The organism is Thalassotalea sp. ND16A (assembly GCF_000764205.1).
Classification (GTDB): Bacteria; Pseudomonadota; Gammaproteobacteria; order Enterobacterales; family Alteromonadaceae; genus Thalassotalea_A.
The window spans coordinates 134,091-152,094 of the sequence record NZ_JQDZ01000009.1 but is presented as its reverse complement, the minus strand read 5'-3'; the positions used below and the strand labels follow the sequence as shown (position 1 = coordinate 152,094).

Genomic DNA, 18,004 nt, shown 5'->3' with positions numbered 1-18,004 from the left:
AACCCTGTTACCGCTTAACCTCGAACTAAAAGGAAACTCGTATGAATAATTTAAGAAAAAGTAACATAAAAAAACTTCCTGAAAGTACCTTTGATGTACTGATTTTAGGAGGCGGGATCAACGGTGCGGTTTCTGCCGCTGCCCTTGCTGCGAAGGGTGTTAAGGTTGCATTAATCGATAAAGGTGACTTTGCAGGTTTTACCAGCTCAAATTCGTCTAACCTTGCTTGGGGTGGTATTAAGTATTTAGAAAGCTATGAATATGCCTTAGTGAATAAACTTTGCAAGAGCCGTAATCATTTAATGCGAAGCTATCCATCAACAGTTAAAGAAATTCGTTTTTTAACCAGCATACAAAAAGGTTTTCGTTTTCCGCCTGTCTTTATTTTTATGGGCACACTATTGTATTGGATGATGGGCCGATTTTTTACCCGTATGCCATCGTTATTATCTTCTAAAGCAATAAAGTCAATGGAAGCTGCAATAAATACAGCGCAGGTTAATGGTGGCTTCGAATATTCCGATGCCTACTTATATGATAACGATGCTCGCTTTGTGTTTAATTTTATTCGTTCAAGCATGAGTTACGGTTGTATTGCTGCCAATTATGTTGAATCGCTAGGCTCAGTTAAAGAAGACGGTATTTGGGTAACCAAAAGTAAAGATGGCATTACGGGTGAAGAAATTACTATTCGTTCAAAAAGCATTATCAATGCCTGTGGACCTTTTGTAGATCCGGTAAATACAGTGAACGATGAAAAAACAGAACATCACCATGTATTTTCTAAAGGCATACATTTAATTGTTGATAAAATTACTGATAGCAACAAAATACTCACATTCTTTGCAGATGATGGCCGTTTATTCTTTGTAATTCCTATGGGAACAAAAACATCAATAGGCACAACGGATACTCAAGTGAGCAGTCCTTATGCGTATGTTACTGATGACGATCGTCAATTTGTGCTCGACAATGTTAATAAATTACTCGATTTGCCTAAACCACTGACAAAGCAAGATATTATTTCTGAACGTTGTGGAGTACGTCCTCTTGCAATTAAAGATAAAAATGGTAAAGCTGATTGGGTGCAATTGTCTCGTAAACACGCGATTGATATCAATAAAGAAACCGCTTATATGTCAATTTTTGGTGGTAAGCTAACCGATTGTATTAACGTAGGTAATGAAGTTGCAGACATTATTGCTAGTTTTGGCATTACCTTACCGTTTGCCCATAAAAAATGGTACGGCGAGCCTGATGACAGTATTAAGAATGAGTTTATGCACAGAGCGAAGCTTATGAATTTTGATGACTTAACACCGGAAACATCTTCAGAGCCGTTAACTCAGCGGTTTTGGCGACGTTATGGGCGAAATGCCATTAACATGTTAGAAAGTATCCGAGAAAATCCTAATAAAGGAAAGTTACTAATTCAAAATACTGAATATTTGGTTGTTGAACTCGAGCACGCTTCACAACGCGAAATGGTCACTAAACTGGAAGACTTTTTACGCCGAAGATCTAAAATATCGATGGTATTAAATGAAGAAGATATTCTCTATGAACCTGGTTTACAAGAAGCTTGTAAAATTTTATTTGGTGATGAAGCCAACAGTAAAATTCAAGAATATAAAGAAATGCTCAAAGGCTAGCACCTCAAAGTTGAAAGCAGGGTGAACCTTCATCAGTTTATATTTATTATTGGCTAGAAAACTAGAAGATCTCTTTCCAAACATGCTCTTTTTGTAGAGGCATAGTTTATTTGGCCACCTAATTCTATTCATCACTATAGTAATGTCTGTTGAGGGATCATTAAACAGACTATTCTGCCAACAAATTCTATAACTACTTTACGTAAGCAAAGTTAAGGGTTGTTAGATACCAGCCAACAATCCTATCTCGCAGAGAACACCCAACTCCGACGGCTGGTGTCTTACAGGCCTACAATGTGGAAACCGCGGGAATACTTCACGGGCTATGGGGATTGCTTCTCGGTGGTTGGGTTTCTGGCAGCATGAACTTTATTATTTTTCTTCAACCAATGGTTAACGGTCATTCTTGCGATCATATTCATCAAACAATATCTTCCAAGTATAACGCTTACCTCTCTATCTTCAGGGCGTAGAACAAGATAACTCCTTATCGAACAGAGCCGATAATTCAATCTTGCCTTGTCACTGCAATACTCACTTCACCTTGAGCAATGGTGGTGCTCTGGGGATCAGTTGACTGATCAATATCTCCTTGATCACCATGGGTCCTCCGCACTCTGGGCAAATGTACGTGCTGTCGCACTTCTGGCTATCATCAACTTGAGCAGCTACCACAAGTTCAGGCTCTTTCACCTTCAATAGCTGACGTGCCTTGGCCCAATTCACTTTACAGCCAGTGTTGGCGATCAAACCGTAATGGCGAATGCGATGAAAACCAGATGGCAATACATGTAGCAAAAAACAACGGATGAACTCATCGTGAGTCAGTGACATCGTTCGGTATCGTCGTTGCTCTTTTACCCGATAGTTTTTCCAGTGGAAGGGATGCAGTCTTTATCGAGTTTCACTAGCCGACTGTTCGACATGGCAACGCGGTGCGTATAACGTGACAAGTAAGCCAACACAGCTTTAGGACCAGCAAATGGCCGTTTAGCATACACCACCCATTCGGTTTGCCGAAGCGGTGCCAGCCACTGTTCAAACACCACCTCATCTTCAAGCTTTCTGTCAACACCAAAAACATCAGCCGACCTTGTTGGTATATCTCATCCAATTTCTCGAGATATAGGCGTCGAAACAATCGAGATAATACCCGAACCGGCAAGAAGAACCCGGATTTACACGGTACCCATTGTTCACCGTCAATGGATAACCCGCCACCAGGGACAATGCCATGCACATGCGGATGATGGGTCATCGCAGAGCCCCACGTATGCAGCACAAAGGTAACGCCAAGGCGAGCACCGAGGTGTTTTTCATCCGCTCCAATAGTCAGCAGGGTGTGTGCGGCGGCTTTCATCAATAAGTCATCTAGTGCGACCGCTATTTTGTCTATTAATGCAAACAGGCTAGTTCCGGCCATTATTTTTCCTTTTAATAAAAAGCCCCGATAATCATCATATCAGGGCTTTCTTTATTTGGTATATGTTTTGTAAATTGAATTGCTTTGTAAATTAATTTGCTTAGCTTCTTTTCGTATAGTTAAGCGATTAACCAATAAATTGCTTCGCTTTTGCTAATATACCTGCGCTATCGATGGCAAGTTCGGTATGAATTTCATCTTGTGTACCATGCTTAATGAACTCATCCGGCAAGCCAATATTTAACAATTTAACATCTAATTGATTGGCCAGTACAAACTCATTCACGGCTGAGCCGGCACCACCAGCAATGGCATTATCTTCCACGGTAATAAAATGACTATGGGTTTTGGCAAGTTCAATAAGTAAACTTTGATCGAGTGGTTTCACAAAGCGCATATCAACCAAGGTAGCGTTTAATTCGTTGGCGGTTTGCTCAGCCGCCGTTAACATGGTGCCAAACGATAAAATTGCCAGCTTTTCGCCGTTATTGATAACATTAGCTTTACCGATTTCGATAGTGTCGGCAATATTAGGTAAATCAACGCCGATACCATTACCGCGAGGGTAACGCACCGCTGCCGGGCCATTGTGCTTGTGGCCAGTGCTTAGCATTAATCGACATTCGGCTTCATTGGATGGACACATGATCAGCAAATTGGGAATGCAGCGCATAAAGGATAAATCGAAAGCACCCTGGTGAGTTGCGCCATCGGCACCAACAACGCCGGCACGATCGATAGCAAATAACACCGGTAAATTTTGGATGGCAACATCGTGGATCAACTGATCATAAGCACGCTGCAAAAAGCTTGAATAAATCGCTACTACCGGATTGTTACCGCCAATGGCAAGACCAGCACCAAAAGTAACGGCATGCTGCTCGGCAATGGCAACGTCAAAATATTTATCAGGGAAGCGTCTACTAAACTCCACCATGCCTGAACCTTCACGCATTGCCGGAGTTATAGCTACTAATTTGTCGTCGGCTTCAGCCATGTCACAAAGCCAGTTGCCAAAAATGTTTGAGTAACTGGGTAAGCTGGGGGCACTTTTTGGCAAGCTTTCGCTGCTTGGGTCAAATTTTGGCACCGCATGGTATTTTATCGGGTCTTGCTCGGCCTGTTCGTAGCCTTTACCTTTGGTGGTAATGACGTGCAGAATTTGTGGCCCTTTTAAGCTACTCATATTGCGGATGGTATCTACCATACCATTTACGTCATGACCATCAATTGGGCCGATGTAATTAAACCCGAGTTCTTCAAAAAACGTCGAGGGTACAACCATGCCTTTTAAATGCTCTTCGGCCTTTGATGCCAATTCTTTAATCGGTGGAATGGAGCCAAGGATACGTTTCGATTTTTCTCTAAGGCCGGTGTATAAACTGCCGGAAAGTAATTTGGCTAAATGATTATTTAATGCGCCAACGTTTTCCGAAATCGACATGTCGTTATCGTTGAGCACGATAAGCATATCTTTATGAATATCACCGCCGTGGTTTAACGCTTCAAACGCCATACCCGCAGTCATCGCACCATCACCAATAACCGCCACGGTTTTACGGTTTTTGTCTTCTTTCTCGGCGGCAACGGCCATGCCTAACGCCGCTGAAATTGAGGTACTCGAATGACCTACGCTAAGGACGTCGTATTCACTTTCTTCACGCCACGGAAATGGGTGTAAGCCTTCTTTTTGGCGTATGCTTTGCATTTGATCACGACGACCGGTTAAAATTTTGTGTGGGTAAGCCTGATGACCGACATCCCAAATTAAATTATCAAACGGCGTGTTATAGACGTAATGTAAGGCAACGGTTAATTCAATTGTGCCTAACCCCGAAGCAAAGTGACCACTGCTTTTACTCACCGAATTTAATAAGTAAGAGCGTAGTTCATCGCTTACCGCTTGCAGTTTGTCTTGTGGTAAATCTCGCAATTGTTCTGGCTTATCAATTTGCGCGAGTAGGGGATAGTGAGACAGCTCTGTAGTCATAAAAAACCAGTATTAATGTGCACGTTTAATGATAAACGTCGAAAAATTAGATAAGTTGCGGGTATTGTAGGGTAAAGTTTCTAAAGCTGAAAGGGCTTGTTGAAATAACTGCTGTTCTTTTTTCATCGCCCCTTCTAAACCTAATAACGCCGGGTATGTAGATTTATTGGCATCCACATCTGAGCCCGCCGGTTTGCCTAAGGTTTCTTCGCTACTGGTGATGTCGATGATATCGTCATGCACCTGATACGCTAACCCAATTTGCTGAGCAAACTCTTGTAAACCGCTAAACGTATGCTCGGGCAAATCTTCACGACATTTTGCCGGCATTAAAATCGCGGCTTGTAATAACGCGCCGGTTTTTAATTTATGAATGGTTTGTAACTGCTCAATTGGTACTTGATGATCGGTCGCTGCCAAATCCATCGCCTGACCACCACACATACCTTGATAGCCTGCAGCTTTACTGAGCATCTGAATTAGCTGGATCTGAGTCTTGGCACTGACATTGTTAAAAGGATGATTTGAGATGATCTCAAAGGCGAGGGTTTGTAAACTGTCGCCAGCCAAAATTGCCGTGGCTTCATCAAATTTAACATGGCAAGTGGCTTGCCCGCGGCGCAAATCATCATCATCCATAGCGGGTAAGTCATCGTGCAATAATGAATAAGCATGAATGCATTCTAAGGCCGCGGCTATTGGGTCAATATCATCGAGATCCAGCTCTAACATTTCTGCCGTTACATAAGCCAAATAGGGGCGCATGCGTTTGCCGCCAATGAGTAAACCGTAACTCATGGCATCGAATAACCGTTGATCATTAATGGCTATGTCGGCGAGTTTTTGCTTAAGAAACTGATCAATGCGCTGCTGAAATGCAGCAAGGTTTTCAAGTTGAAACACTATCAAAGGCTCTCACTGTCGTCAAAATCGGCAAGTTGCTGTTCACCATTATTGTTTAACAAAATTTGGATTTTTTGTTCCGCCTGACTCAGTTTGCTTTGGCTAACCTGGCTTAATGATAAACCACGTTCAAACAACTTCATCGAATCTTCGAGTGATAAATCACCTTGTTCAAGGTTATCAACAATGTTTTCAAGCTCGTTCATTGACTCTTCAAAGCTTTGATTTTCCGGTTTTTTCACAGTATATCGCCTAAACTAAAATGCCTTCTGCTGGAGTTTATCATTCAGATAAACGGTAAACGCAGATTCTAACAGCCATTTTACCTTGAATTTTAGAGAATTGGTATACACTTAAATACTTCAAATTGCATTACTTCATCGGCTGGTTGTTGTATAATGCGCCGGTTTTTTATTTAAATGGTTTTATTGATGAAATTTATCGTTAAGTTGCAATCTGAAATTACTATCAAGTCACGCCCGGTACGTAAGCGTTTCACTAAAATTTTAGAGTCGAACATTAAAAATGTACTGCGCCGTGTAGACGACGAAGTGCGCACTAAAATGAACTGGGACAGCATTGAAGTGACCAGTAAAAATACCAGTGAAGAGAATCGTTTAGTGTTAATTGACACGCTAAAATGCATTCCCGGTATTCCACATTTTTTAGAAGTGCAACAATGTGAATTTACCGATTTGCACGATATTTTTGAAAAAACCTTAGCGGTTCATAAAGATACCATTGCCAATAAAAGCTTTTGTGTTCGCGCCAAACGTGTCGGTGAACACGATTTTACCTCATTAGAGCTAGAGCAATACGTTGGCGGCGGTTTAAACCAAAACGTTGAATCGGCCCGGGTACAACTGAAAAAACCAGACGTTACCGTGCGCATTGATGTTAATAAAGATAAATTATTTATTATCACTGAACGCCATGAAGCTTTGGGCGGTTTCCCCATTGCCACCCAAGAAGATGTTTTATCATTGATGTCAGGTGGTTTCGACTCGGCGGTTGCCAGTTACCAAATGATCAAAAAAGGTGCGCGTACTCATTACTGTTTCTTTAACTTAGGTGGCTCTGCCCATGAGTTAGGGGTGAAACAAATTAGCCATTATCTATGGAATAAATTTGGTGCTTCGCATCGCATTAAATTTTTCGCGGTAGATTTTGAGCCGGTGGTTGCTGAAATTCTTGAAAAAGTAGAAAACGGCCAGATGGGTGTGGTGTTAAAACGGATGATGATGCGTGCCGCAGCAAAAATTGCTGAGCAACGTGGCATACAGGCACTGGTTACCGGCGAAGCATTAGGACAGGTGTCTAGCCAAACGCTGACCAACTTGAATGTTATTGACCGAGTCACCGAAACGCTGATTTTGCGTCCGTTAGCGGCTTATGACAAACAAGATATCATCGATATTGCCCGTAAAATAGGTACTGAAGAGTTCTCTAAAACCATCCCTGAATACTGTGGTGTAATTTCGAAAAAGCCAACGGTAAAAGCGGTATTGAAAAAAATTGAAGCCGAAGAAGCCAATTTTGATATGAGCATTCTTGATGGCGTTGTCGAAAACACTCGTATGCTCGATATTCGTGCTATTGGTGATGAGGCGGAACAAGAAGTAAACACCGTATCCAGTGTTGAAACGGTAGACAGTGCTGGCCATGACAATGTGATAATCGATATTCGCAGCCCGGAAGAAGAAGACGCGAATCCGTTAGAATTTGACGATATCGACGTTAAACACATCCCATTTTATAAGCTTGCCACTCACTTTGGTGATTTACCGAAAGATAAAACCTACCTGTTATATTGCGACCGTGGCGTAATGAGTAAGCTACAAGCGTTATACCTACACGACAATGGTTTTAATAACGTAAAGGTTTACCGGCCATAAATTTAGCGCCAAAAAACAGCGCTAAATTGAAAAGACCCGATAAAGTTAGATACAACTTTATCGGGTCTTTTTTTACCGGTACTTTTACCAGATTCGATAATTATCAAAGGTAACCTAAAGTGGCGTTCGCCATCACGCCGCCATAACGCGAGACTAAAGTCCCGCCAACCAAAGCCGGTTGGCGGGTTTTTTAACCTCGCGTAATTACCGTAGGTAACTTAAAGCTAGCTTAGCCATAACGCGAGAATGAATTCCCGCCAACCAAAGCCGGTTGGCGGGGTTTTTAACCTCGCGTAATTACCGTAGGTAACTTAAAGCTAGCTTAGCTTTAATGCGAGAATGAATTCCCGCCAACCGATTTTTCAGTTTATAAATCTAACACCATCTTGCCTTGCTTAAAGACAATATCTACCGGTATTTTCGCCGCTTCTAACTTAGCCAAATCGCTAGCCAGGTTTTCCCGGATAATACCCATGTCAGCAACCAGCTTAGCCACGCCATCATAATCACCAGTACCTTGCAGAGTAAGAATTAATTCGGATAATGAATCAATGGCTTTGGTCATTTTATCCATATCCACTTTATACAGACCATTATCATCGAGGGTGAAAGCGCCGTTATCGGCAAAGTAATTAAAGCGCACCATATTCGCTTTACCATGAGCGCTGGATGCGCCAAAGCGAACGGAGCGGAAAATACCGGCCATAAAGGTGGTGTAGTAATCTTTTAATTCACCTTCAGTGATCTCGCCTTTTTCTAATAATTGACGGATCATATACAACCCCAGGATATCGGCCTTACCTTCTTCTAGTGCTGACGAATGCTCTTTTAACGCCTGTCGCACAGTGCCTTTATCGTTGATGGTGTTCTTAATGCCTAAACCGTGGGCCACTTCGTGGAACATGGTATTGGCAAAAAACGCGGTAAAGGTTACGTGTTTACGGTCTTGTGGGCTCACCAGTTGTTCGGCAATTGGCAGCATGATGGCATCGAATTTGGCACGCATGGCATTTTTAAGTTGCAGACGACGAGTGCCTTTTTCCAGTTGCACTTGTTCATCATTAGGCAAGTTAATGGCAATGGTTTTGCTACCGGCATTGGAATGCCCGGCGTAATAAATGACATCATAAGCATTTAAATCGGCATCTGAACCGGGGACTTCGGCTTTGTATTTTTTGTTAACCGGTAAACCTTTTTGTAACTCCGGCAAAAAGGCGGCGTATTTGGCCAGGCGTTTGCTCCAACTTAAATCTTTGATCAGTACATAACTTTCAAAACCGGAGCGGTAGCCATAAAGCAAATCTTCATAAGTTTCAATTGGGCCGATCACTACATCAATTGGATTGTTTTTCATGTCCATCCAGGCAAAATCTGATGCCTGATAATTATCACTTCTAAATGCTTCGGCGCGCATGGTTAAATAGTTGGCAAACTCTTTATCATCGGCAAAGGTTGCGGCTTTTTCCAGTAGTGCTGCCGCTCTTTCCATAGGTTCGGCAAACGCTTCTGAATAAGGAATTGAATATAACTTGCCTTGTTCGTTGCGTTTAACCATCGAATAAAGTGAGGTGTTACCCGAAAACTCGGCTTTTTCAAATTCGGCTTTACTCATATCTTCCGGATAAAATTGTGCGCCTAATGGCTTTGCCCCAATATTGGTTAATATTGGCTTATCACCATCCAATCGGTCCCAGGGGCCGTAGTTAATTTCAACAAAGCGACGAGTCGCGGGATCTTCAATGCTGGCTAAAAACTCTTTTTTGTTATCGCCAAACGCTTGTTGCCAAAATAAGTCATCAATCACTTTTGAGGCATCGATTAATAACGATAGCATCTGTTTTTGATTGCTACTTAGATGGCTTAAATCGGCGTTTAAGGTAACTTCTTTATAGATGTTTAAACGATGTTGTGCGTCTGGTAACAGGCTGTGTTGTTGATCGTTATCGGGTGTTGTGTCGCCACAACCGGTAATTAGCGTTGAGGTTAATACCATTGCCGCAGCAATTTTTGTTAGTTTCATAATAATCCTTGTAATACCATTTAGGCATTAAATGGTATTTATGCATCAAGACTAAAAAATATTTGCCGTTTAAGCAATTATTTAATTCACTAATGCGAAAGTCTTTGCGCTAGTTCAAATGCTCTGTTATTAATTAACTAGCGCTTGAGATAAGTAGTACCACTATCTCAAGCGCTAGTTAAGCAAATCATGCGGTTAAATATTTTCAATAAGTACTACACTTAAACCTATTACCATTAACCTAACCGTTATCAATATATTCGAGTATCAAGGGGATGATTTATGAGACATGCAGTAATTTCTTTTTTGGGTAAAGATCGTCCGGGTATCGTCGACAATATAGCGACTATTATCAAGCAACATAACGGTAACTGGCAAACCAGTAACTTACGTCACTTGTCAGGTTTCTCTGCTGGCATTATTGAAGTACTGGTGAGTGAAGAAAATGCAGAAAGCCTAGTCAGTGACATTAAAAACATTGAGGGCTTAGAGGTAAATGTTGGCGTTACTCATCCATTACAATACGACAATAATACCATTTCATTAGAGCTTACCGCCAACGATAGACAAGGTATTGTTGGTGAAATTTCGGCGGTGATCCACAAACAACACGGCAACCTGATTAAACTGGCGAGTAGTCAGGCCAGTGCTCCGGATTTTGGCCAGGCAATCTTTAAAGCCTCAGCCATCATTGCCATAAACGGTGAAGAGAAAATTGATAACTTAGTCGCCGCTTTAGAAAATATTTCTGACGATTTAATCGTCGATATTAACGTATAGCAGATTGCTATTATAAGTATTATGTCGCTCGGCATTAAGCAAATATTAGTACTGTAAACGTCCATAACATTGCCGCAAGAGAGGCCGCCAAAGTTGCCGGTACTATTTGAGATTTGACATGATCCATTAAATCACAACCTGTGGTCATCGCACTGAGTATGGTGGTGTCAGATATTGGCGAGCATTGATCGCCATAGACGCTGCCATTCAGTACGGTAGCAAAACATACCGCCATAAATAACTCTGGGTTAGCCAAACCTTGCGATTGACAGATTGCCCAGGCTAATGGCATGGCCAGAGGAAAGGCAATTGCGTATGTGCCCCAGCTGGTGCCGGTAGAAAAGGCAATCACCATAGTCATTAATTGCAAAATAACCGGCAATAACCAAAACGGCAGTTGCTCACCCAGTTGCGATACCAAAAACAGTCCGCCACCGATCTCTTTACTGATATTGCCAATGATCACCGCCAGCATCAAAATTACCGAGGCGACAACCACCCCTTTTAAGCCGATGCCAAAGCCATCGACCACATTGGTCAGCGACATGCCCTTGCCTAAAGCGATAAAAATTGACAATAACAGGGCGCCGCCAAAGGCCCAGTTGACTTGCGGCGAGCCATAAGCGATAAAAGTTATTACAGCAATGGCAATTAGGCTGAGCAGAGGTATGAAAAATTCCAGCACATGTGGCTGGTAGCCATCAGGAACATGACAGTGCTGTAATTCTTTGGCACTCAATGGTGTGGCATGACTTGCGTCTAACTCACCCGTTGTTGCGGCTCTGTGATGCGCTGCTCTAATTCTTTTCCCGGAAAATTTGGTGATATTCAGGCTTAATAACAAGGTCCCTATCACCGCGAGTATGCCGTAAAAACTAAACGGGATACTGCTAAAAAAAAATTTTAAACGATCACTTTCCGTCGCCAGAAAAGCCACGCCGGGGACAAAGATTAACGCCTGGATATAGGCGGGCCAGGCATTTAGGGCTATCACAGAGGCAATAGGAGAGGCAGTAGAGTCGACAATGTAACTCATCTCTTCATGACTTACTCCCGCTTTATCTGCCAGTGGCCTGACCGTGGTGCCAACCAGAACGGTACTCATGGTACCGCCCTGAAAAAATAAAATTCCAAGCAGCCAGGTTACCAGTTTTGCCGATCTTGGACCTCTGACAAAGTGCTTGGTCATATAGTCGGCGAATGCCTGTGCCGCACCGGTTTTTGTCCAAACCCCCAATAACCCGCCCAGTAACCATAAATACAGCAATAAAATTGCTGCCGTTCCTTCTTTGGCCAGATTTGGGATTATGACATTGTCGGTCAGGTTGTATTCTCCTAACATTACCGCGCCCACCACTACGCCGCTAAACAAGGCGGTAATGGGTTCGCGTGTTAACAAACACAAGGCAATGGTGATAAACGCGGGCAATAATGACCAAAGACTGAAATGAAATGCCGGCTTTAACAGCGTTAATTGTTGTTTATCGTCAATCACCCACTGTTGCTTTAGTTCGGCTGGTGGTTGCCGGTTATTTAAATTTTCCTGGCTGAGCAATGATTCATCATAAGGCACACTGTTAGTGATAATGATTTCTTGATCTTTATATTTATATGCGGGTAAACCTGAGGTTGAGGTGTATATATTGTAAATATAAGATTGTTCGACCCAGGTTTTGCTAACATTTTTATTGATGTAAAGGGCGCAACACAGACCGATTGCAAAAATGAACAGGGCAACATGGTTGTGACGTTCAGTGATTAACTTCATTGCATTTTTCCATTGAAAGTGCCGCATTTAGCCATTGCATTCCGTCGCTAAATGTTGTGGATCTCCGTTGAGATAATATCTATCTATACAGCAAAAATGCAGAAAAGAGAACGCTTAATTCATCGACTTGATCTACAGGTGATGTTGGATAATGGCGCTATCATCTCGACAGTAAACTGCACGACAACATCGGCTATATAGCAAGTCTACTAAGTTTTTCGCTCTCAATGAAAATTGTTATTAAAGATATGCGGGTGAACTGACGCTAATATCGCTTTCAACAAAATGGTCAAAGCTTTGTCGCAAAATTTGACCATCGCCCCAGTGCAATTCGACCACGCCGAGTAATGACTGATAGCGAGCCGTGTACAATGTTCCCCAACCTTGCCAGTCGCTGGATTTTCTTAATAATGGCGGCTGCAGAAACAAATTGACCAGAGAGTTTTTCGCTTCTCGTGGGTCGGCGATACGAGTGGATAAATACTGTGCCCGAGTGTAACTGTCGGCTATGGCATCAATGTTTTCAATGGCGCTGCCATCTTGATGGTTGGTGGCAAAGGCGAGGGAATTAACCTGAGCTTGTTCTCCGGGACAAATGACAACGGTTTTGTTGTCGCCTTGGCTGTCAACCACTGTGACGTTATACGGCATATGAATAGGCACATGGGTTAACACTGCAACGGCTTCATCGGTGCTGCGACAAAATTCTAAGATGTAACGCAATACTATAGTGATGGCAAAGCCGTCACCATGCGCCTGTCGGCCACCGTAGGCCAATGAAACCGCTAAGCCATGCTCATTCATGCCATCAATGACTCCCCATAAACAATCGGTCATCGCAATCACCCGAGTACCATTCCTATTGGTATGCAGTAATAAGCGATCACATAATTGTGAAGGGAAATCATAATTGCGCACCAGTTCAATACCGTAGTTTGTTTTGCAGGCTTGTGAACAACCCGAGCGAAAAACAGGTGGCTTGTATAAACATAAAAATGCACAGGTTTGCTCATCGGCACCAAAGGCGTGGCATAGCCCATCGTAGGTGGCGAGCAGTTTTGGTCTACAGCTAAATGGCGCCAGAACATTAAAGTTTGACCAGGAAGCTGGTGGTGATGCCTCAACCATTATTGATGCAGGCGCTGACGAATCAGTATTAGGCACCGCAGTTGGCGATATCGTTGGTACCAACAGCATTCCAGAGTGACAAGCAACTGCATCAGTAAAATGGAGTCTCAAACTCGCGCAAATGTGTATTTAACACGCAATGACTTTATGGGCTATGAAGACTTGAACCTTTCGTTTGGTATTAACAATATTACTGACGAAGAGCCACCACTGGCAGATACTACCTTTGGTTATGACGGTTCATTGCATTCTTCATCAATTGTTTCTATGCGCGTTGTTAATCATTTGTTAATCATTTGTTAATGCTTGTTGCTGGTTTGTTATCGGGCAGGTCATTTCTTGCAAAAAAGGTGTGATCATTAAAAAAAATAATTTGATCTATATCAAATTAATGGCAGTTCGTGTACTATGCGCGCTGATTTTTAATAAGGTAGTAATTATAATGTCTGTTGATAATTCATTTAAAGAAAGCACTTCTAAACGTCACCTGTTTGTTGCACTTGTCACTATGGCTGCTATGCCATTATTGCCAATGTTGATGGGCTGGTACAACTACGTTTAACTATTGCTTTAGTTAACGCGAAACACTTAGTAACAATAATTAAACCTAATACCAATTTAAATGAGTCATTATTTAAATTGGTGCTATTAGTTGTCAAAAGGAACATTCATGTCTGAGAGTATTTTATTGGTTGAAGATAATGCCATAACATTGGCACAACTCAACCAAGCTCTAACCACGGCCGGTTATCAGGTAACAACTGCCATTAATGGCCTGGATGGTTATAATAAAGCACAAAATCAACAGTTTGATTTGTGCATTATTGACCATTTGATGCCGTTAATGAATGGTGTGCAATTGTTGAAAAACTTGCAAACCTTAGGCGAACTCACTCCTAGCAATACCATCTTTTTAAGCACTCAAGATCTAAAGTTAGTGACGCAAACTGCTGTTATTCAATTTGCCGATAAAGTCCTGGCCAAACCAATATCCAATAAAGATATTGTTGAACAGGTACATTCATTACTTAACTGCAACAGCGCAGTGGTTTAACAGGCAACAAATTGGCGATAATAGTTGCAATTGTGACTATATAAATTCGCCAGGATCTATTATCCTGTTACTAAATTTGTTTTAGTAAAAAAAATGATGACAGATCAAGACAGTAACTTCCTCAAAAGTGTCATACGAGATGTACCCAACTACCCGATTGAAGGGATAATGTTTCGTGACATTACCGGTATTCTCGATGACGCCAAAGCCTTTCATTTATGCATTGAAACTTTAAAGCAGCGCTACCAAAACCAGGGCATTAGCAAAGTCGTTGGCACTGAAGCCCGTGGCTTTTTATTTGGCGCTCCACTTGCTTTGGCACTTGGTGTGGGCTTTGTACCGGTTCGTAAACCGGGCAAGTTACCGCGGGCAACCATCTCTCAAACTTATGAACTTGAATATGGCCAGGATACCCTCGAAATTCATCAAGATGCATTAATCACTAGCGATAAAGTATTGATGGTTGATGATTTACTGGCCACCGGCGGCACCATCGAAGCAACCACCAAACTGGTTCGTGCCTTAGGCGCAACAGTACATGATGCCGCATTTGTTATTGGTTTGCCTGATATTAAAGGTCACGAACGCCTGCAAAAGCTCGACGTTAATGTATACACTATGGTTGACTACCTGGGTGATTAATTACAAATTAATCACCCGAGTTCATGTTAAATATAAAATCGCGTTAACTATCTATGGTAAAATGTTTATAAAGTTATTCATTAACATAGCTCAATTAAAAATAATAAAATCAACAGCAAGGTAATTAAATAAAATTATGAGTTATCAAGTTCTTGCTCGTAAATGGCGACCTAAAGACTTTTCCCAATTAATGGGTCAAGAGCATGTGGTGACAGTGTTAGTGAACGCACTGATGCAAGAAAGGTTGCATCATGCTTATCTGTTTACCGGCACACGTGGCGTCGGCAAAACCACCATAGCGCGTATTTTTGCCAAAAGCTTAAACTGTCAACAAGGTATTACCGCCGAGCCGTGTGGCAAGTGTGATGTTTGTGTCGATGTTGACGCCGGTCGTTTTGTTGATTTATTAGAAATTGATGCCGCGTCACGTACCAAAGTGGATGACACTCGTGAAATTTTAGATAACGTACAATATGCGCCCTCACGCGGCCGCTTTAAAGTATACCTTATTGATGAGGTACACATGTTGTCGAAAAGCAGTTTTAATGCGCTGCTGAAAACGCTGGAAGAGCCACCTCCGCACGTAAAGTTCATTCTTGCCACCACCGATCCGCAAAAGTTACCGGTAACTGTGTTATCGCGTTGTTTGCAGTTCCATTTAAAAGCGTTAACGCCGCAGCAAATTGAAACCAAGTTAAATGAAATTTTAACGGCCGAACAAGTAACCTTTGAAGACGGGGCATTAGCGTTATTAGCCAAAGCGGCGCGTGGCAGTATGCGAGACTCGTTAAGTTTAACCGACCAGGCGATAGCACAAGGTCAGGGCCATATTGAAGTCGGCAATGTGCAGCAAATGCTTGGCGGTGTCGATCAAAACTGGGTCTATAAAATTTTAATCGCCTTAATCAAACAAGATGCCAAAGGCTTATTAGAGCTGAGTAAAAATATTGCCAGTTTTGCCCCAAGTTATCATCGGTTAATGGCAGAGTTGTTACAGTTACTGCACCAGGTGGCGTTATGGCAATTACTGCCTAACTCGGTTGATGTCGATAATCAGCGCGCAACCTTGTTAACTAAATTTGCTCAGGCAATGTCGCCCGAAGATGTACAGTTGTATTATCAAATTGTGTTAAATGGCCGTAAAGACCTTTCCTACAGTGCTGATGAACAAGCGGGTTTTGACATGGTGGTGTTGCGTATGCTGGCGTTTAAGCCAGCAACGATAGCCGATACTCAAACTACGGTGAGGCTAACAGCAAGTTGCACAAGCTTTGCAGATGTTGAGCTAAAAGACACGATTACTGCGGTTACGGCGACATTACCAAATGCTAGCGCGAATGAAAAAGCTGTAGCTCAATTAAGTGCAAATGCCGATAGCACAGAAACGTTGAGCACTGATGCTTTAAGCACTAATGCTTTAAGCTCTCTTGCTGATAATACTGTTGCTGAGGACACAGATGTTAAGCGCATTGAGACAGAAGCAGAGACGGCTAAAGAGTTTCAAGTAGAACCCGCCGCACCAGCAATTGCCGACGAACAACCAAAGCAAGAGTTTGCAGAACAGGTTACACAGCACAACGACGCCGATGTATTTTCCGTTGATAGAAATGCCGAAAAATCAATATCCGATTTGAACGCTGAGCAGGATAGTCTGCTAGTGCAAGCACAGCAGCAGTTAGCTCAAACCACTGAAGAGCAATTTTCCCAGCAAGAAGCTAAACCAGAAGTTGAACTACCTGTTAAAACTGAGCCTACGATTCAAACCGCAGATGATGTTCAAGCAGAGCCGGGCAGCCCACAAAGCGATGTGGAAAAAATGCTGGCGACACGTAACATGCTACGGAGCCGTAAAAAAGCTTCGGAGGGTAGTGCAAAAAAGCCTGAACCTGAGGTGAAAGCGAAAGCGCGTACGCCGCTAAATATACCGGCGCCGAACGCTTCGACAGACCTTCAGGCCAAAACAGATTGCACATCAGTTAATCAACCGAGTTCGATCATTCCTGATTTAACCCATCAGTCGGCAACCGATCCTTTTGCAAACGATGAAAGTGGCGGGCAGGTGATTGAGCGATCTGGCAAGCAAGCGCCTGCTAATGTACAAATTGTACCTAGTGAACAAGTTACCGTTGCGGCCGAACCGCAACAGTCAACTACACCGGCCGTTGCGCCTGTAGCCGTTGACCCCGTAATACCCGCGCCTATACCACCAGCGCAAGCAATTGACTTAACGGTGAATGTTGCAGCTTTTGATCAATCGTTGATTGACCCTGCGGTCACCAATGATGCCAATCAAATTGATCTCTGGGCAAATACCATTGATGCCATGGGCTTAGGTGGCCGAGTTCGGCAATTGGCGTTGAATGCCACTATGGACGCTACCAGTAATGACCGTTTACTGGTGATTAATTTAAACAAAAGCGTAGAGCATTTAAATTCTGCGGCAGCCATATCACAAATTACTGAGTGCTATTCAAATTTGAAACAACAAGCGGTGCAAGTGCAGATAAATACCGTAGATGACGCTGGCGCAACGCCTTTTATTATTCAAAACTGCATTAACAGCAAGCGGTTAGCTTACGCCAAGGATGTTATTGCCAATGATGAGTTTGTTCAGGCGCTGCAACAACAGTTTAATGCCTTTGTTGATGAAAACTCGATAGCGCCAATTTGATTAAATATAAAACCACTTAACCTTAACCCTGGTGTTAGGTATAATAGCCACAACTAGATATTTTTCGTCGACCATTAA

Annotated in this window: 15 protein-coding genes and 1 pseudogene; 7 read left to right on the top strand and 9 right to left on the bottom strand. The window is 42.6% G+C overall.

Annotation, left to right across the window (positions count from 1 at the left end; genetic code table 11):
- Positions 1 to 41 precede the first annotated feature (41 nt).
- Entirely contained in the window at positions 42 to 1,652 is a 1,611-nt protein-coding gene (locus ND16A_RS17005; protein ID WP_033075997.1) for a glycerol-3-phosphate dehydrogenase/oxidase, read from the top strand.
- A 534-nt stretch (positions 1,653 to 2,186) separates the two neighbouring features.
- Here the strand turns inward: ND16A_RS17005 and ND16A_RS21970 are convergent.
- The 6 genes and pseudogenes from ND16A_RS21970 to ND16A_RS17020 form a co-directional block, all read right to left on the bottom strand.
- Entirely contained in the window at positions 2,187 to 2,486 is a 300-nt protein-coding gene (locus tag ND16A_RS21970; protein WP_052072798.1) for a transposase, read from the bottom strand.
- Positions 2,487 to 2,509: 23 nt separating this feature from the next.
- Positions 2,510 to 2,698 carry a transposase gene (locus tag ND16A_RS21965; RefSeq protein WP_443080263.1) on the bottom strand — a complete coding sequence of 63 codons (189 nt, stop codon included), beginning with the start codon at positions 2,696 to 2,698 and terminating at the stop codon, positions 2,510 to 2,512.
- Between the two features lie 92 nt (positions 2,699 to 2,790).
- Positions 2,791 to 2,910, bottom strand: a pseudogene (locus tag ND16A_RS21960) (transposase); the annotation flags it as partial.
- A gap of 292 nt (positions 2,911 to 3,202) precedes the next feature.
- Positions 3,203 to 5,065 (bottom strand): 1-deoxy-D-xylulose-5-phosphate synthase, encoded by a 1,863-nt coding sequence (gene dxs, locus ND16A_RS17010; RefSeq protein ID WP_033075996.1) that lies wholly within the window; start codon positions 5,063 to 5,065, stop codon positions 3,203 to 3,205.
- A gap of 12 nt (positions 5,066 to 5,077) precedes the next feature.
- The gene (gene ispA, locus ND16A_RS17015; RefSeq protein ID WP_033075995.1) at positions 5,078 to 5,968 is read right to left on the bottom strand and encodes a (2E,6E)-farnesyl diphosphate synthase; all 891 of its coding nucleotides are present in this window, start codon (positions 5,966 to 5,968) and stop codon (positions 5,078 to 5,080) included.
- A 2-nt stretch (positions 5,969 to 5,970) separates the two neighbouring features.
- Positions 5,971 to 6,210 (bottom strand): exodeoxyribonuclease VII small subunit, encoded by a 240-nt coding sequence (locus tag ND16A_RS17020; RefSeq protein ID WP_033075994.1) that lies wholly within the window; start codon positions 6,208 to 6,210, stop codon positions 5,971 to 5,973.
- Between the two features lie 189 nt (positions 6,211 to 6,399).
- Here ND16A_RS17020 and thiI point away from each other — a divergent pair, with 189 nt between their 5' ends.
- Positions 6,400 to 7,863: a tRNA uracil 4-sulfurtransferase ThiI gene (gene thiI, locus ND16A_RS17025; protein WP_033075993.1), complete on the top strand. Its 1,464-nt coding sequence runs from the start codon at positions 6,400 to 6,402 to the stop codon at positions 7,861 to 7,863.
- A gap of 367 nt (positions 7,864 to 8,230) precedes the next feature.
- Here the strand turns inward: thiI and ND16A_RS17030 are convergent, their stop codons facing one another.
- Complete coding sequence (locus tag ND16A_RS17030) at positions 8,231 to 9,883, bottom strand: dipeptidyl-peptidase 3 family protein (protein ID WP_033075992.1); 1,653 nt, start codon at positions 9,881 to 9,883, stop codon at positions 8,231 to 8,233.
- A 282-nt stretch (positions 9,884 to 10,165) separates the two neighbouring features.
- On the opposite strand from ND16A_RS17030, the gene ND16A_RS17035 reads away from it, so the two are divergent.
- Entirely contained in the window at positions 10,166 to 10,663 is a 498-nt protein-coding gene (locus ND16A_RS17035; protein WP_033075991.1) for a glycine cleavage system protein R, read from the top strand.
- A 34-nt stretch (positions 10,664 to 10,697) separates the two neighbouring features.
- On the opposite strand, the gene ND16A_RS17040 is transcribed toward ND16A_RS17035, so the two are convergent.
- Both ND16A_RS17040 and ND16A_RS17045 read right to left on the bottom strand, forming a co-directional pair.
- Positions 10,698 to 12,431, bottom strand: coding sequence for a Na+/H+ antiporter NhaC family protein (locus tag ND16A_RS17040; RefSeq protein ID WP_033075990.1), 1,734 nt, complete (start codon positions 12,429 to 12,431; stop codon positions 10,698 to 10,700).
- Between the two features lie 240 nt (positions 12,432 to 12,671).
- Positions 12,672 to 13,622: a C45 family autoproteolytic acyltransferase/hydolase gene (locus ND16A_RS17045; RefSeq protein ID WP_235281939.1), complete on the bottom strand. Its 951-nt coding sequence runs from the start codon at positions 13,620 to 13,622 to the stop codon at positions 12,672 to 12,674.
- A gap of 12 nt (positions 13,623 to 13,634) precedes the next feature.
- On the opposite strand from ND16A_RS17045, the gene ND16A_RS21600 reads away from it, so the two are divergent.
- The 4 genes from ND16A_RS21600 to dnaX all read left to right on the top strand — a co-directional run bounded on the left by ND16A_RS21600 (position 13,635) and on the right by dnaX (position 17,926).
- The gene (locus tag ND16A_RS21600) at positions 13,635 to 13,862 is read left to right on the top strand and encodes a hypothetical protein (protein ID WP_235281937.1); all 228 of its coding nucleotides are present in this window, start codon (positions 13,635 to 13,637) and stop codon (positions 13,860 to 13,862) included.
- A 367-nt stretch (positions 13,863 to 14,229) separates the two neighbouring features.
- The gene (locus ND16A_RS17055) at positions 14,230 to 14,613 is read left to right on the top strand and encodes a response regulator (RefSeq protein ID WP_052072795.1); all 384 of its coding nucleotides are present in this window, start codon (positions 14,230 to 14,232) and stop codon (positions 14,611 to 14,613) included.
- A gap of 93 nt (positions 14,614 to 14,706) precedes the next feature.
- Entirely contained in the window at positions 14,707 to 15,255 is a 549-nt protein-coding gene (gene apt / locus ND16A_RS17060) for an adenine phosphoribosyltransferase (protein ID WP_081945420.1), read from the top strand.
- A 136-nt stretch (positions 15,256 to 15,391) separates the two neighbouring features.
- Positions 15,392 to 17,926 carry a DNA polymerase III subunit gamma/tau gene (gene dnaX / locus ND16A_RS17065; protein ID WP_033075987.1) on the top strand — a complete coding sequence of 845 codons (2,535 nt, stop codon included), beginning with the start codon at positions 15,392 to 15,394 and terminating at the stop codon, positions 17,924 to 17,926.
- Positions 17,927 to 18,004: the final 78 nt, after the last annotated feature.

Excerpts from the sequence above, each read along its gene's own strand:
- ND16A_RS17005 (WP_033075997.1), top strand. The coding sequence starts at position 42 with ATGAATAATTTAAGAAAAAGTAACATAAAAAAACTTCCTGAAAGTACC.
- ND16A_RS17035 (WP_033075991.1), top strand. The coding sequence starts at position 10,166 with ATGAGACATGCAGTAATTTCTTTTTTGGGTAAAGATCGTCCGGGTATC.
- ND16A_RS17055 (WP_052072795.1), top strand. The coding sequence starts at position 14,230 with ATGTCTGAGAGTATTTTATTGGTTGAAGATAATGCCATAACATTGGCA.
- dxs (WP_033075996.1), bottom strand. The coding sequence starts at position 5,065 with ATGACTACAGAGCTGTCTCACTATCCCCTACTCGCGCAAATTGATAAG.
- ND16A_RS17040 (WP_033075990.1), bottom strand. The coding sequence starts at position 12,431 with ATGAAGTTAATCACTGAACGTCACAACCATGTTGCCCTGTTCATTTTT.
- ND16A_RS17030 (WP_033075992.1), bottom strand. The coding sequence starts at position 9,883 with ATGAAACTAACAAAAATTGCTGCGGCAATGGTATTAACCTCAACGCTA.
- apt (WP_081945420.1), top strand. The coding sequence starts at position 14,707 with ATGATGACAGATCAAGACAGTAACTTCCTCAAAAGTGTCATACGAGAT.
- dnaX (WP_033075987.1), top strand. The coding sequence starts at position 15,392 with ATGAGTTATCAAGTTCTTGCTCGTAAATGGCGACCTAAAGACTTTTCC.
- thiI (WP_033075993.1), top strand. The coding sequence starts at position 6,400 with ATGAAATTTATCGTTAAGTTGCAATCTGAAATTACTATCAAGTCACGC.
- ND16A_RS21970 (WP_052072798.1), bottom strand. The coding sequence starts at position 2,486 with ATGTCACTGACTCACGATGAGTTCATCCGTTGTTTTTTGCTACATGTA.